This window comes from Pseudoflavonifractor sp. MSJ-37, assembly GCF_018917965.1.
Classification (GTDB): domain Bacteria; phylum Bacillota; class Clostridia; order Oscillospirales; family Oscillospiraceae; genus Pseudoflavonifractor_A.
In genome coordinates this window covers 20,241-35,782 of the sequence record NZ_JAHLPP010000005.1, presented here as the reverse complement: position 1 = coordinate 35,782, position 15,542 = coordinate 20,241, and the positions used below count along the sequence as shown (strand labels likewise).

The following is a 15,542-nucleotide window of genomic DNA, read 5'->3' as shown; positions in this document are numbered from 1 at the left end:
CAGATGGCGAAGGATAGTCGGGTGGATCCGGGCGGGAAGATCCGGGAACTGCTGGAAGCGAGGGAACTGGGCGCGTTCGATGTGCGGATGTATGAGCTGAACGATATTGTCGCGATTGGGAAGGAACGATTCGAGAGAGAGCTGGAATATCTTAGAAGGCCAATTAGAGAGCCAAATGACATCCTGGTCAAAACTGCGATCGGGAAAAAGTGGGCTCAGAGGGAGTGGTTCGATTTCGATTACGACGCGTCGAAATTCACCAATACGATCTTCCAGAAAACGATGGTCCCGGACGGCGAGATCAAATGGAACCATGGATATGAATTTGTGATCGAAATCGAAAAGAATGGGATTCGGTCCCGCTTCCGCGGCGATACCATGAATTCGTGGCAGACGACACTGAATGAGTTTGTACGCCGATATGCCGATACATATCTAAAAGAAAGCGTATTATGTGGGAAAGCGAAAAATGGGAAATGGCAACGCCCAGAGGACTCGCCATGGTATATCGTATTGAGCGATCCGGACAATTACACAGGGGTCCAGTTCCCTTCATATATCACGGACTTTATGGAAGTCGTATATACCATCGGAAACTTCATTCCTGCTCCTTCCGCATTCCAAAGCAGAGGGAGTGGACCTTCGAAGGATTACTGGGATCTGGCACTTATGTGTATTTACAATTATTATCAGAGGAAAAGTGGGGATGATCGCAAGAACGAAGCGTCCACCCAAACGTATAGTCTGGAGTGGCTACTGGTCCATGGTGAGAAGACTTCGAACAACGCAGAAGAATGCAAATCGTGGCTGGAACGCTTCAAGACTTGGGAGGGGTTCGTCGAACAGTATTTCATGCAGCCGTTCTTGGAGAATGATAAAAAACCCGGCAGTCCTCCGAAAGAGCTTTGGGAGGGACACTTTACTGGTGTTGCCGAGCCGAAAGAAGACAAACACTTCAAGCAGTTCTTTGAAAACGCGGCCAAAGGGATCCAAAAGCGAGGCGCGCTGATCGCAAAAGAATATGAGAAGCGCAGTAAGGAGGTCCCATGATCTATGTCTGTTCCGATATCCATGGGCGCTATGACAAGTGGCGGGCCCTTTTGGCCGCGCTGGACCTGAAGCCGGATGACGAGCTGATCGTGCTCGGAGATGTGATCGACCGTGGGGAGGACGGCATCCGGATTTTGCGGGAGATGCTCCAGCACCCCAATGTGGTCCCGCTCCTCGGCAACCACGAGCTGAATGCGGCGCTGTGCATCCCGAAGCTGCTGCGGGAGATCACGGATGAGAGCCTGGCCGCGCTGGACGGCAGGGACATCGCGGCGCTGTCGGAATGGCTCCAAAACGGCGGCGGGCCGACCCTCCGGGGCCTTCGGGAGATATCGCCGGACGAGCGGGAGGAAGTGCTCGACTATCTGCGTGATATGGAGCTCTATCTGGAGGTGGAGGCCGGCGGCAGGAGCTTCGTCCTCACCCACGCGGGGCTGGATCATTTTGAGCCGGACAAGCCGCTGGAGGACTACGAACTGCTGGACTTCCTGCTTGGCCGGCCAGACCCGGCCGCGGAGATCTGGCCGGACAAATACCTGATCTACGGACACACGCCCACCCGACTGCTGCGGGAACAGATGGGAGAGCCCATATCGGACGAGATCCTGCGCCGGGGGAACCAGATCGCGATCGATTGCGGCTGTGGGTATGACGGCAGACTGGGCTGTTTGTGTCTGGACACACTGGAAGAGCGGTATGTATAACGGAGCTGGAAGGATAGACTGGGGTCTGGACGCCCCAAGCCGAAAGGCCTGGAAAACAAGCCAGCCCCGGCGGCAAGGGGATGGGCGGGGATCGTATGCCCCGTGTAAAGCGGGAAAAGTTTCCGGGATACCATAGCACTGCGGCGGAAAACGTGCTATAGTTGGCCCAAGCGAAAGGTGGTATGTTTATGGACCGGGTCGATCTCAACAGCAAAAAGGGCTTCCTCTGCGATATGGACGGTGTGATCTATCACGGCAACCGGATCTTGCCGGGCGTGCCGGAGTTCATCCAGTGGCTTCAGGAGGAGAAGAAGGAGTACCTCTTCCTGACCAACAACAGCGGATACACGCCCAGAGAGCTGAAGCAGAAGCTGGCGCGCATGGGGTTGGATGTCCCGGAGGAGCACTTCTATACCAGCGCGCTGGCTACCGCCGCGTTCTTGAAGGAGCAGGCCCCCGGATGCTCCGTGTTCGCGATCGGCGAGGCGGGACTGCTGAACGCGCTCTACGATGCGGGCCTCACCATGAACGATGTGGACCCGGACTATGTGGTGATGGGCGAGGGGCGTACGTATTCCCTGGATACCCTGACCAAGGCGACCAACCTGGTGATGGCTGGAGCCAAGCTCATCGGGGCCAACTCGGATGTGTCCGGTCCAATCGAGAACGGAATCGCCCCGGCCTGCCGGGCGCTGGTGGCGCCGATCGAGATGGCCACCGGCAAGCAGGCCTATTTCTGCGGCAAGCCCAACCCCCTGATGATGCGCACCGGCCTGCGTCTGCTGGGTTGTCACTCTGCGGAGGCGGTGATGGTGGGCGACCGGATGGACACGGATGTGATCTCCGGTTTGGAGAGCGGCATGTCAACGGTCCTGGTCCTCTCCGGCGTGTCCACACGGGCGACAGTGGACACCTATGCGTACCGGCCCAGTCTGATCTTGAACGGCGTGGGAGATATCCCAGTGCTGGCCCACAAAGCCGGGCAGGAGGCATGCTCCTGATCGAGAAATGCGGTCCGGAGCCTCATTGGAGGCTCCGGGCTCAGCGTGTCGAACAAGTTCGACACGCTTCTCAGAAATGCTGGTTCGTTCTTCGCAAAGAACGAACCAGCATTTCTTCGATGGGATGCAGGCCGCCGCGCGCACTCGCTATGCTCGCACACTAGCGGCCTGAGAAGAGTTTTTTCTGAGGCACATGTCCTCAGAAAAAACGCCTTATATTTTATTCCGTCACCTGCGGGTGACGGAACTCTGCGAGGCTCCTGCATCACTCAACGGGCGAAATGACTTTTTTGACAGTCTGGGCTCGGAGCCTCATTGGAGGCTCCGGGCTTTTTTTATGGTCCGGTAAAAGAAGCGCGGGACGGAAATGCGGTCGATGTCTCGGAGCTTCTGAGACATTGGCCTGATCTTATGTATTTCTGAACGAGCTCTTGTCAACCGCGCAAGGCTGTGTTATTATTTTTTATAAGTAGATCGCAGGCAAAACAGGTGCAAAGCGAAAGGGAGCCGCCGGGTCAGCCAGCCGACGACGGGCCGCCGTCATTTTTTGCTGGGTCCGGCCGCTTTGCGGATCTTTGAAACGCAGGAGCTGACAGGCGTGGAGCTATTGACGGCAGGATCGATCAAAGCGGCGCAGAGACCTCTCTGCGTGCTTGCGGTGTCCAAAATCGGATAGCTTGAGAACAAAACACGTTCGGATGTGGGTGCTCCACCTCCTGAAGGTGTTTTTTTTGAAGGCAGAAATGAGCGGGATAGAACTGAATTTTTTGAAGGGACGATGGCCTATGAGAGAAAGAGCATGGGGACGTATGGCTGCGTTGCTGCTGACGCTGGCGATGAGCGTTTCCCTCCTGGCAGGCTGCGCCGGGAGGACCGCGAAGGATGAGGGGGGACCCATCCGGGTGTATTTGTGGACCACGAACCTGTATGACAAGTACGCCCCCTACGTCCAGGCCCAGCTTCCGGACGTGAATATTGAATTTGTGGTGGGAAACAACGATCTGGACTTCTACAAATTCCTCAATGAAAACGACGGGCTGCCGGATGTGATCACCTGTTGCCGATTTTCTCTCCACGATGCAAGTCCGCTGAAAGACAGCCTGCTGGACTTGTCCACGACGAATGAGGCTGGCGCTGTTTACAATACCTATCTGAACAGCTTCATGAATGAGGACGGCAGCGTAAACTGGCTGCCGGTCAGCGCGGACGCCCATGGAATTATTGTTGACCGGGGATTGTTCGAGCAGTATGATATCCCCCTGCCCACGGATTACGACAGCTTTGTCTCCGCTTGCGAGGCATTTGAGGAAGTGGGGATCCGCGGGTTTACGGCGGATTACATGTATGACTACACCTGCATGGAAACCTTGCAGGGCGTGTCTGCCGGGGAGCTTGCCTCTTCGGCGGGGCGGAAGTGGCGCACCGCTTACAGCGACCCGCGCAATGATGAGCCGGTGGGGCTGGACGATACCGTTTGGCCGGGGGTCTTTGAACGCATGGAGCAGTTCATTCAGGATACTCATCTCACCGCGGAGGACTTGAACAACAACTATGACGCGGTGACCGAGCTGTTTCAAAACGGACAGGTCGCCATGTACTTCGGCTCTTCTGCCGGCGTAAAAATGTTCCGGGAGCAGGGCATCGACGCGATATTCCAGCCGTTCTTCGATCAGAACGGGGAGAAGTGGATCGTGACCACACCGTATTTTCAGGTGGCGCTGAACCGGGAGCTGGAACAGGATGAGGCGCGCCGGGAAAAGGCCATGAGGGTGCTGAAGGTGATGCTGTCGGCAGAGGCCCAGAACATCGTCTGCGACGGGCAGGATACATTGAGCTACAGTCAGGACGTGCCCCTCCGCTTTACCGAATATCTGAGCGATGTCAGACCGGTGGTGGAGGAGAACCACATGTACATCCGCATCGCCTCCAATGCGTTCTTTTCCGCCTCTAAAGAAGTGGTCTCCAAAATGATCGCGGGAACATACGATGGGGAGCAGGCTTACAAGGCGTTCGACAGCTTGCTGCGTCAGACGGAGGAAAGCGAGGAAGACGTGGTTTTGACGCCGGAACGAACGTACTCCAATGTGTTCGAAAACGAGGGCGGAAATGCCGCCTATTCCGTGATGGCAAATTCCCTGCGCGGCTGCTATGGGACCGATGTGCTGATCGCCGCGGGCGACAGCTTTACGGGAAATGTGCGGAAAGCGGAGTATACCAAAAAAATGGCCGGTCAAATGGTCATGCCCAACGACTTGAGAGCTTACAGCCGGGAAATGACCGGCGGGGAGCTGAAGGAGACCGTGCAAGCCTTTGTGGCGGGATATGAGGGCGGTCTGGTGCCGTTCAATGCCGGCTCTCTGCCCATCGTCAGCGGGATCGCCATGGAAGTGACGGAAAACAACGGGGCATACACGCTGACCGCCCTGACGAAGGACGGAAAAGCGGTGCGGGATGATGATGTATTCACCGTCACCTGTCTTGCCGCCCCGAAATGCATGGCGCACTTCCTTGCGGACGAAAGCCGTCCGTTTGCAGAGAGCAGCGCATCGGTGAGAACGGATTGGACGCAGTACGTCACCGAGGGTCACACGGCGCCCCTCGCGGCGCCCGAAAAATATATCACTTTGAGGTAAACGATGGACGAAACGAATTCAAAGATCAAAGGTCAACGCCTCGGCGGGAGAAAAACGATCCATGCTTTGGCGGCGGCTGTCATCTTGCTTGTCGTCCTTGTCTCGAGCGGCGTTTGGTACTTTCGATTCGTCTCTCGGACCATCTATGACGAAAGCACGTCCCATTTGTCGGAGATACTCCATCAATCCAACAATATGCTGAACGAGGTCGTGGAAAAAAACCTGGCCTATCTGCGCATGTGGACGACCACGGTGCGGGATCGTTCCGATGAGGAGGACGTTCAGAAGTATGTTGAGGCGGTCCGGCAGGAGACCGGAGCGACCGAATTCTATTTCCTTTCTGCCGAGGGCAATTACATGACCCCGGCGGGGGAGACGGGATACCTTGGCTTGCAGGGAGATCCGGGGGAATTTATTTCCCAAGGGGAAGACATGGTGATGAATGCCACTCTGCCGGGCAGACCGCAGCTGTTGGTATTTGCCAGCACGGTAGCCCACGGGGAATATCGGGACTTTGGATACGATGCCATCGCGATCGCTTTTTTTAACGAGGACATCATCAAGGGATTGGACATTTCCTCCTTTCAGGAAAATGCCAGCCGCTATGTGATCCATTCCGACGGCAGGATCATCATCGACCGTGAGGTACATCAAAAAGAGACGTACTACAATTTCTTCGCGCTTTTGCGGGAGCATTCCGACATCACCGAAAAGGGGATCCAGGCGCTGTCCGAGGATCTCGAGCAAGGAGACCGCGGCAGCCGGCTCGTGGAGTTAGATGGCGATCCATACTACATGACCTATGAAAGCGTGGGCATTCAGGATTGGACGATGGTGGGCCTGGTCCCGGCGGCGATCGTCAACGAGAGCATCCATGCGCTGCAAACCAGCACCATCGCGATCGTGAGCATCGTTTTAGCCGCGGCAGCCGGGCTCATCATCGTGACGATCCTGCGCCGGAGCAAAATCAGTCTGAGACGGAAGGACACGGAGATCCTGTACCGGGATGAGCTGTTCATGAAGCTCTCCATGAACGTGGACGATGTGTTCCTGATGCTGGACGCCCAAACGGCTCGGGCGGATTATGTCAGCCCGAACGTGGAAAAGCTGCTGGGAATTTCCGTGGAGGAAATTCGTGCGGACGTTCATGTGCTGTCCAAGCTGCACCCGAAGGCTCATCCGGACGCCGATAAAAATTATTTGGTCGGGATGCAGAACGGGGAACAGCGGGAATGGGACGAGGAATACGTGCATCAGAAGAGCGGGGAGCACCGTTGGTTCCATAGCATTGCAATGAGCAGCGACGTGGAGGGCAGAACGAAGTACATTCTGGTCTTGTCGGACCGGACTGCCGACAAGAAGATCAATCAGGCCCTTTCGGAGGCTGTCCGCGCCGCGGAGACCGCCAACCGGGCCAAGAGCACGTTCCTTTCCAATATGTCCCATGATATCCGCACGCCTATGAACGCCATCATCGGCTTCACCACGCTGGCGGTGAGCAATATGGATGACAAGGAGCGGGTCCAGGACTATCTGAGCAAGATCCTGGCCTCCGGCAGCCATCTGCTCTCCCTCATCAATGACATCCTGGATATGAGCCGCATCGAAAGCGGCAAGATCCATCTGGAGGAGACGGAGGTCAACCTGTCCGATGTCCTGCATGACTTAAAGACCATCGTCAGCGGGCAGATCTACGCAAAGCAGCTGGAGCTTTATATGGACGCCATGGACGTCACCGATGAGGACGTCTATTGCGACAAGACGCGGCTGAACCAGGTGCTGCTGAATCTGCTGTCCAACGCCATCAAGTTCACCCCGGCGGGCGGAACGGTCTCCGTCCGGCTCAGACAGTTTCCGGGGACCCGGAAGGGCCGGGAGCAGTATGAGATCCGGGTCAAGGATAACGGCATCGGCATGAGCCCGGAGTTCGCGAAAAAGATCTTCGATCCCTTTGAGCGGGAGCGGAGCTCCACCGTGAGCCGGATCCAGGGCACCGGTCTGGGCATGGCCATCACCAAGAATATCGTGGATATGATGGGCGGCACCATCGAGATCCGGACAGAGCCGGGCAAGGGCACCGAGTTTATCATCCGTGTGGCGCTGCGCGTCCAGCCGGAGCACCACCGCGCGGAGCGGATCGCGGAGCTGGAGGGCCTGAAGGCCCTAGTGGTGGATGACGATTTCAACACCTGCGACAGCGTGACCAAAATGCTGGTCCGGGTGGGGATGCGCTCGGAGTGGACGCTCTCTGGCAAGGAGGCCGTCCTCCGGGCCCGGCAGTCCATGGAGCTGGGGGATGCGTTCCACGCCTATATCATCGACTGGCGTCTGCCGGATATGAACGGCATTGAAGTGACCCGCCAGATCCGCAGTCTGGGGGACGGGACCCCCATCATCATCCTGACGGCCTATGACTGGTCGGATATCGAGGTGGAGGCCAAGGCCGCCGGCGTCACGGCGTTCTGCTCCAAGCCCATGTTCATGTCCGACCTGCGGGAGACCCTGCTGACGGCTCTGGGTCAGAGCCGGACGGAGAACGACGACAGCATCCTCTCCGGCGGCAGTCCGGATCTCCGCGGCAAGCACATCCTGCTGGCGGAGGACAACGAGCTGAACCGGGAGATCGCCGTGGAGATCCTCAGCAAATACGGCTTCGTGGTGGATACGGCGGAAAACGGCGTGGAAGCCGTGGAAAAGATCAAGGAGTCCAAGCCCGGAGACTACGATCTGGTGCTGATGGACGTGCAGATGCCCCTTATGGACGGCGGAGAGGCCGCCAGACAGATCCGGGCGCTGTCTGACCCTGCACTGGCGAAGATCCCGATCCTTGCCATGACGGCCAACGCCTTCGAGGAGGACCGGAAGAACGCGCTGGAATGCGGCATGAACGGCTTCCTGTCCAAGCCCATCGACATCGAGGAGCTGATCGCCGCGCTCAGCAGCCATCTTGCCGGGTAAGCACGGCCCCTCCCAGCGTTCCGTCCGGCTCTGCTTCCTTACGTACAGGTACGGGGCATCCAGCCGATCGAAAGCGATGAAAAAGCTCCCCCGGCCACGTTGCTGTGGCTGGGGGAGCTTCTTTGCATGGATATCGTGGTTGCCGGTCATTTGCCTGCGTACAGTCTCCACAGGAAGGTCACGATCTGCGCTCTCGTGCAGTGGGCGTCAGGACCGAAGCGGTCCTTGCCGATGCCGCTGGTGATGCCGTTGTCCGCGGCCCATTTGACCGCTTCCGCATAGTAAGCGTGATCCGGTACATCGCGGAAGCCGACACTGCCGGAAGCGGCGGCCTTGGCCGCGCGGGCCAGGAAGGTGACGGCCTGCGCACGGGTGCAGGGGGCGTCCGGACGGAAGGCCGTGGCGCTGGCGCCGGCGGTGATGCCGTTCTCGATGGCCCACGCGACTGCCTTCTCATAGTAACTGCCGGAGACGACATCGCGGAAGGGGCCCGCGGCCTTCGGCTCAGGCGCGCCCGCCGCGCGCCACAGGAAGGTGACGATCTGGGCGCGGGTGCAGGGCTGGTCCGACCCAAAGAGGCCCTTGCCGGTGCCGCCGGTGATGCCCTGTTCCTTCGCCCACTTGACCGCCTCATAGTAGTAGGCATCGGCCGCCACATCGGCGAAGGGGCTGGTCTCGACCTCCGGGGCGAAGACGGCCTTGATCTCGACCTTGCTCCCGGGCATGGTGAAGGTGTACTTGCCGCCGCCCTTGTCGGTCAGCTTCCGCTCGTTGCCGTCCTTGTCGGTCACGGTGAGGCCAGTCAGCTGGAAGCCGTCCTCGGGCTGGACGGTGATGGTCACGGTACTGCCCCTGGAGGCGTTCCTGGGGCTGACGGTCACGGCGCCGTTCTCCACCTTGCTGGGAGCGGCCACAGGGTAGGTCGGAGTCGAGGAGCCGCCGCCGCCACCACCGCCGCCGGAGGAGGAAGTGGAGCGGCCAGCGATGGTCAGGGCGCCGATAGTGGCCTTGGCCACGTTGTAGTTGCCGTCAGCAAATGTCGTACTCTCGGCATTCGTCCAGGTGATGGTGTAAGTACCAGCCGCTGTGCTGGTGTTGACAGCCGTAGTGCCATCGCTCTCAAAACAGGTGAACGCAGGCGCGGTACTCGGCGTCAGCATCTCGCCCGCGACCAAGCCGTCGTAGGCCAACTCAAAAGCGGGGATAGCGGCACCTTTGGTGATGGACACGTTCTTAGGCGCGACAGTGACTGCCTTCGGAGAAATCGTAAAGGGATATACCGCCTCGCCGATATAGCTCTCGTTGCTGTCCGCGACCTTGTACGTCACCTTGTAGGTGCCGGCGTTCTTGGGCGCGACCACGCTGTCGTAGACCGTGCTGCCAGTGCCTTCATAGTTTACTTCCAGTCCACTGACCGGGACCTTGTCGCCGGAAACGGTCAGCGTACCAGCAGGGGCGATGGGCTGACCGTCATAGGTCTTGTCGGCATAAGTCAGGCCGGAAATGGTCACGGTCTCCTTATCCGAGGGACGGAACGTCAGCGTCGCTGTGATGTCCTCGTAGTTCGTGGTGGCGATGGTGACGGTGTAGGTCTCATCATCTGCCGTGGTGGTGATGTTCGTTTTGCTGCGGTATTTCAGAACGTGCGTAGCAGCGTCCACGGTCACGCCTTCCATCATCGTGCCACTGCCGGGGGCCACGCTGGCGATCGCGGCGTCATCAGGCATCTGTCCAGCCGGGAAGAAGTCCGCCGCCGTCAGGGTACCGGTCTGCGCCGTGGCGCGGCCCTTGACGATGGTCACGATCTTGGGGGTCAGGGAGACACGGTAGTCTCCCTTCTCGATGGCAAACGTCCAGTCATTCGCCGTCAGTTCGGTTTCGGCAGCTTTGTAGTTTGAACCCTCGCCTACGGTGATCTTGACGGTGTAGGTGCCCACATTCTTGGGAGCTTCTGTCGTACCGCTCGGATAGTACTTGACCGTGAAGCTGCCCATGCCGGTCTTGGCGGAAGTGACCGATGCGACCTTGTCGGTGCCGTCGTAGGCCAGGGGAGACGGAGCGGCAAAGGTGAAGTCGCTCGCCTGCGGGGTGGCTTTGTCGATGGTATAGTCCACATAGGCGGTCTTATCGCCTACGGTGATGCTGGCGGTGTACTTACCGGCGTCGGTGGGGGCGGCGGAGAGAGGGGGAGCGTCCCCTACATATTTTTTATAGGTGATGCCGCTTACATCGCCCGCGATCCAATCGTACGTTGTCGACTTGGCGTCCGCAGACTTGCCATCGCCGTAGACTTCATGTTCCGGCTTGCAGATGACCACCCTGCCGCCGTTTTTGCTGGTGCAGTCTGTGCCTTTGCACGTAGCAACGATGGTCGTATCGTCCGCACTCACCGCATACTCCCAGTCGTGCTGGTGTGTGCTGAGGTAGAGGTTTCCGTCCTCCTGGGTGATCGTGTAGCCCTTGTCCGTCACGTCCGGGGTGAAGAATTTGGTGTAGTCCTGATCCGTCGGCGCACTGGTGGCGATTTGGATCTTGCCGCTCGAGGGCTCACTAGCCGTGGTCACGCCGATGCTGGCACCGGTCAGACCGCCCTTGCCGATGGTGACGGTTTTCGGGTCCTTTCCGTTACTACCGCTGAACAGATAGAGGTTGTTGGCGTTGCCTTCGCTGCTCAGTGAGCCGTTTTTCCAGTTATCCTTGATCTGCACGCTTCCGGAAACAGTCATAGAGGCCTTTTGACCCACATACACGCCGCCGCCGTAGCTGCTGGCGGTGTTGTTGGAGATGGCCGCGTCGCCGCTCATGTTGAACGCGCCGCCGACATACACACCGCCGCCGTTGCCGGCGTTGTTGGTAGCCATGTTACCGGCGACCTTACCACCGTACATATTGAACGTGCTGCCGCTGTACACATACACGCCGCCGCCATCGAAGTTGCTGTTGCCGCAGATGGTGCCGCCGTACATGGTGAACGTACCGCTGCGCACCTCCACACCGCCGCTACTCTTGTTGCTTTTGTGGGTGATGACGCCGCCGGGGACGATGATTTCTCCGTTGGTGTTCTGCACCCACAGGCCGGTGCGGTCTTTCGTGAATTTCTTCGAGCCATTGCTGCCGTTGCAGTCGGTCAGGGTGAACGTTTTGCCTTCGTCGACTTTGATGGCGTCAAAATTGCCGCCCGCCGTGATGCTGTAGCCGTTCAGGCAGAGCTTCACATCATAAACGCACGTCCATGTTTTGCTGATCGTCACATCCTGCGTCAGATAGTAGTTGCCGTTGCCTTTGATATCCCCCAGACTGTCAACGCTCGTCCAGGTCAGGGGGGCGGTGTGCGTGCCGTCGGCGCAGGTCTTGCCGCAGATGGGGTGGGAGTGAGCGGATCTTTCCCCCAGTACCACGGTGTTCCCGTTGAGCTTGCCTTCATATTTGCCGTCGTCGCTGACGAATTTCGCCGCGTCGGCATCGGTCAGCGTCACGCCCTCCGCCACATTGGCGACGACAGCGTTCTCTACGAGACCGGTCACGCCGATGCGCGCGCCGGACTTCAGCTCGCCGCCGACGGTGATGGTCTTGCCGCTGGGCAGATAGACGTTGTTTGCCGTTGTTGCCGTGGCTACCGTTTTTCCTACCTTGTTATCGGTGATTTTTGCGCTGCCGGAGACCGTGAACGTGCCGCTGGCCACATACACGCCGCCGCCGTTGCCCTTGCTGTTTGGATCGTTGGCCGTGTTGCCGGAGATCGTGCCGCCGGTCATCTCGAACGTGCCGCCGGACACATACACGCCGCCGCCGGAGCCGCCGAGCTCTTGTGTGTCACCATTTCCCCCTGTGGCAGCGACTCTGTTTCCACTGATGCTGCCGCCGCTCATGGTGAACGCGCCATCTTTGGCCACATACACGCCGCCACCATTGCTGCCGTGTCCGGCCGGATAGTTGTCGGTGATGCTGCCACCGGTCATGTTGAACGTGCCTTTGTACACATACACGCCGCCGCCATTCTCGGGGATGCCGCCCGCGCAGTTTTTGGTGATGCTGCCGCCGGTCATGTTGAACACGCCGCCGGACACATACACGCCGCCGCCCTTGCCGGCGGAGAGGTTGCCGCGGATGGTGCCGCCGTACATATCGAACGTGCCGCCGCTCACATGCACGCCGTTCGTGTTTGCGCTATCTCTTGCTTCTCTGGTGATGGTGCCGCCGTACAGATCGAATGTGCCGCCGTCTACCTTCACGCCGCCGCTATTCGTGCTCTGCTGGATGATCTGGCCGCCGCCGCAGTCGCAGAGCGTGAACGTCTTGCTTTTTTCTTTGGTAACGGTGATGACGGGATCGCTACTACTCGGGCCCTTGATAGTGTGGCCGTTCAGACAGAGCACTACGTACTCAAAAGGCGTCCAGCTATCACTAAGCAGTTCGATATCTTCCGTCAGATAGCAATAACAGGGTTTATCCGCGGTGCCAAGTATCTCACGGGGGCTGCTGCTATCCCCGCCACGCGTCCCCGCATAAAACAGTTCATATCCATCGCTGATGGCTATCCACGTCGCATCCTTCCCGCCGTGGTCGGAACAGCTTTCATCGCCGCAGATGTCGTGAGCGGTGTGCTCGGTCTCGCCGCTGTACGCGGCGATGCCATTTGCCACCGCCAGCGGGGCAGATGTCTCTTGGAAAGCTCTCTCCTGTTCATCCTTGGCAGAGGGGTCCGCCTCCGCGTCGGGGCTCTCCATGTCTTGTTCGAGTTCCTCTGAAACAGGCTCGCTCTGCCCCGGCTCCGGCGTCAGTTCCTGCGCACCCTCCGCCAGCGCCGCCGTGGGCAGCAGCGACAGGCACAGGGTCAGCGCGAGGAAGAGACTCAAGATTTTTTTCTTCACCGCATCTTACCTCCTGTATTTCATGTCTCTCGATTCTCCACCGGCCGAGCAGAGAAGGTTTGTCCTCCGTATACGGAGGACAAAGGGGGGCCCCCCTTTGTCGAACGATCTCTCCTCGACCGCTGTGGGCAGACAAACGTGGGAGCCTGAAAACGCCTGCATGTCTGCCCGTGTCCTATATGATGATATCATACACCGTACATCGATGTACGGTGCAAGACTTTTTTGCGCTTTCGGGCGTATTTTTATGAAAAAGATCAAGCTCTGTAATAACCGCTTCTGCGGACTTCTTGTTCACAGTGTTTCTGAGTTTGGAAAGCTCTGGAAGCAGTTTGCTTTTAGCTATACTTCGGAGCATATTCGATTCCTTTTGAACCTGACGCATAAAACCGTTTCCTTTATTGATGCGTATGGTTTCTTCAAGTTCTTTGAAAAAGGCCACACAGCCGACATTGTAGTCAGCTGTGTGGCCTTTCTGTTAGTACCGCTTGAGGATGTCACTCAAAAATAATCGTTGCTTTCGATAATCCCTAACTGCAGCTACTGACATTTGCCAGCATCTGCGGTTTGAATTTTCCAATGATTAGATTTCAGGCAGGTACACACTGCGTAACACCTGAAGAATGTCTTCATTATGTACGCCCCGCAAATGCAGGTTCTTGACATCAACAGGGGATTCCTCCAAATGCGCGAGAAATGCCTGCATCTCTCGCTGAATGGCGGGCGGGAGCGGACAGCGTTCCTCACCGGTCAGCAGCGAGGTCAGACGGGCGACATCGTTTTTGTGCTTGCGGATGTCTTTTTCATCCACCTGCTCGCCCTGCTGTTTCCGGGTGCTCAGGTCGAGCCACGCCTTTGCCTTGAAGGGAATCAAATACTGGGGCGAGAGGATAGAAACACCGTCGATTTCCGTTCGACCTTGGAGGAGCAGAGTGTAATAATCTTCGTTCAGCAGGATAGCGGACAGACTGGAGACTTCATCACCCAAGGGAATCGGGACGCACGGACCTACCGTTTCATTCTCAAAAATATCGCCCTTTCGGGAAAACAACTCCAGCATATAGGGAAATTCCGGCTGGGTCGGACGGTCAAAGCGGTAAAACTGCGGGGTGCCGCTGCTTTTTGCTCGGTGCTCATATCCGCCGGCTTTGATGAGATCCCAGAATTTGCGGCCAAAGTCCGGGGTCAGAGTTTCCACCAGAAGGACGATGTCCAAGTCCTTAGTGGCACGGAAGGCAGTGTCCTGCGCCTCAAAAATCAGGTCGCAGGCGGCGCCGCCAATCAGGACATATTGGTCTTGGAAGTCCTGAAAGTAGTTGCGAAATACAGAGATCCCTTTCATGGCAAGTAGTTCGCCTCTATCTCTTGAATGGCTCCCTCTACCCGGGGGTCTTTTTGTTCCTCCGGTGTGAGGGATAGAATGGCAGTCAAAGGGTCAACCGCATTGTAGTTCTGGAAGGGCAATTCATAGCCCAGGACTTGGACGATGGCTACGGGAATCTCATCGGAGGGGACCTGTGGCTGCGTGGATAGCTTCCTGTCTGCCGCCATCTTTTTTGTCATTCCATAGACACGGGTATGCCCTTCGTCCAGCATGGAATAATGGCAGACTGCGCTGATGCCGCTGAAGGGCAGAGACAAGTTCAGAGGCTCATCCAAGCGGTATTCCCGAACAACGGGATTCCGTAGGCTAGGTCTTATGAGTATCCAATACGCCTTCCATTCGCCATCCCAAGCGAATACGCGCCGCCGCCCGTTCTTTTGGATGAGAGTCGGGAATAAGCCTTCGACTTCATCCATACACCGCGTCCCGGACATCCGGCTGACGCCCAGCAGGTTGGCCATTTGAGCGGCGCTGGCACTGCGGATCTGTTGATAGATCGCAATCAATAAAAACTTCTGCGTCAGCATGGAGCATTCCAACTTTTTTTCCGGCAGTTCCCGTGCCTGTGCGGATAGAGCTACGCCCAAAAATGGAAGAAATACCTCTGTTGTGCCTAATATGAATGGGATACCGCCCTCCACCAGCTTTTCTTTTTTATACGGCTGCAAGGTGTCAAAGTAAAACGCACAGGTCAGACCGCTCTGCTTCGTCAGTGCGGCCCAGTGCTTTCGCAGGGTGGGCAGGGGGATATTCTCGATAGGCTGTGCAGCCAGAAAAGTAGTATGTTCGGTCTTTATTTCGTAGAAATCATAGCTGCCACGCAGGTAAAGCGGCAGGTGTGCAGCATCTTCATAGGGAACAACAGTACATGGGATATGCAGCAGAGGTTCCAATAGATCGTCGTGCATAGCAACCCCTCCAGTTTAGAATGTAACTTGATT

At 57.6% G+C, this 15,542-nt stretch carries 10 protein-coding genes; 6 read left to right on the top strand and 4 right to left on the bottom strand.

Features of this window, described 5'->3' with window-relative positions; all coding sequences use genetic code 11:
- Positions 1–3: 3 nt before the first annotated feature.
- From KQI12_RS09960 to KQI12_RS09945, 4 genes are all read left to right on the top strand, one after another.
- Positions 4–1,050, top strand: coding sequence for a hypothetical protein (locus KQI12_RS09960; protein WP_216572986.1), 1,047 nt, complete (start codon positions 4–6; stop codon positions 1,048–1,050).
- On the top strand, positions 1,047–1,754 hold the full coding sequence (locus KQI12_RS09955; RefSeq protein ID WP_216572984.1) for a metallophosphoesterase: 708 nt from the start codon (positions 1,047–1,049) through the stop codon (positions 1,752–1,754). Before KQI12_RS09960 ends, KQI12_RS09955 begins: the two co-directional genes overlap by 4 nt.
- A gap of 188 nt (positions 1,755–1,942) precedes the next feature.
- Positions 1,943–2,755, top strand: a complete 813-nt coding sequence (locus tag KQI12_RS09950) for an HAD-IIA family hydrolase (protein WP_253290989.1) — start codon at positions 1,943–1,945, stop codon at positions 2,753–2,755.
- Between the two features lie 809 nt (positions 2,756–3,564).
- Positions 3,565–5,388 (top strand): extracellular solute-binding protein, encoded by a 1,824-nt coding sequence (locus tag KQI12_RS09945; protein WP_371818011.1) that lies wholly within the window; start codon positions 3,565–3,567, stop codon positions 5,386–5,388.
- Positions 5,389–5,406: 18 nt separating this feature from the next.
- Here the strand turns inward: KQI12_RS09945 and KQI12_RS12530 are convergent, their stop codons facing one another.
- Positions 5,407–6,135 (bottom strand): hypothetical protein, encoded by a 729-nt coding sequence (locus tag KQI12_RS12530; RefSeq protein ID WP_253290988.1) that lies wholly within the window; start codon positions 6,133–6,135, stop codon positions 5,407–5,409.
- A gap of 48 nt (positions 6,136–6,183) precedes the next feature.
- On the opposite strand from KQI12_RS12530, the gene KQI12_RS09940 reads away from it, so the two are divergent.
- Complete coding sequence (locus KQI12_RS09940) at positions 6,184–8,346, top strand: response regulator (RefSeq protein ID WP_253290986.1); 2,163 nt, start codon at positions 6,184–6,186, stop codon at positions 8,344–8,346.
- Positions 8,347–8,492: 146 nt separating this feature from the next.
- Here the strand turns inward: KQI12_RS09940 and KQI12_RS12810 are convergent, their stop codons facing one another.
- Positions 8,493–13,217 (bottom strand): S-layer homology domain-containing protein, encoded by a 4,725-nt coding sequence (locus tag KQI12_RS12810; RefSeq protein ID WP_216572978.1) that lies wholly within the window; start codon positions 13,215–13,217, stop codon positions 8,493–8,495.
- A 97-nt stretch (positions 13,218–13,314) separates the two neighbouring features.
- On the opposite strand from KQI12_RS12810, the gene KQI12_RS09930 reads away from it, so the two are divergent.
- Positions 13,315–13,728, top strand: coding sequence for a hypothetical protein (locus KQI12_RS09930; protein WP_216572977.1), 414 nt, complete (start codon positions 13,315–13,317; stop codon positions 13,726–13,728).
- Positions 13,729–13,800: 72 nt separating this feature from the next.
- Here KQI12_RS09930 and KQI12_RS09925 read toward each other — a convergent pair whose 3' ends face one another.
- Both KQI12_RS09925 and KQI12_RS09920 read right to left on the bottom strand, forming a co-directional pair.
- Positions 13,801–14,559: a hypothetical protein gene (locus KQI12_RS09925; RefSeq protein WP_216572975.1), complete on the bottom strand. Its 759-nt coding sequence runs from the start codon at positions 14,557–14,559 to the stop codon at positions 13,801–13,803.
- Complete coding sequence (locus KQI12_RS09920; RefSeq protein ID WP_216572971.1) at positions 14,556–15,509, bottom strand: hypothetical protein; 954 nt, start codon at positions 15,507–15,509, stop codon at positions 14,556–14,558. The genes KQI12_RS09925 and KQI12_RS09920 overlap by 4 nt, the downstream gene beginning before the upstream one ends.
- Between the last annotated feature and the right edge of the window lie 33 nt (positions 15,510–15,542).

Excerpts from the sequence above, each read along its gene's own strand:
- KQI12_RS09945 (WP_371818011.1), top strand. The coding sequence starts at position 3,565 with ATGGCTGCGTTGCTGCTGACGCTGGCGATGAGCGTTTCCCTCCTGGCA.
- KQI12_RS09920 (WP_216572971.1), bottom strand. The coding sequence starts at position 15,509 with ATGCACGACGATCTATTGGAACCTCTGCTGCATATCCCATGTACTGTT.
- KQI12_RS09940 (WP_253290986.1), top strand. The coding sequence starts at position 6,184 with ATGACCTATGAAAGCGTGGGCATTCAGGATTGGACGATGGTGGGCCTG.
- KQI12_RS09960 (WP_216572986.1), top strand. The coding sequence starts at position 4 with ATGGCGAAGGATAGTCGGGTGGATCCGGGCGGGAAGATCCGGGAACTG.
- KQI12_RS09955 (WP_216572984.1), top strand. The coding sequence starts at position 1,047 with ATGATCTATGTCTGTTCCGATATCCATGGGCGCTATGACAAGTGGCGG.
- KQI12_RS09950 (WP_253290989.1), top strand. The coding sequence starts at position 1,943 with ATGGACCGGGTCGATCTCAACAGCAAAAAGGGCTTCCTCTGCGATATG.
- KQI12_RS09925 (WP_216572975.1), bottom strand. The coding sequence starts at position 14,559 with ATGAAAGGGATCTCTGTATTTCGCAACTACTTTCAGGACTTCCAAGAC.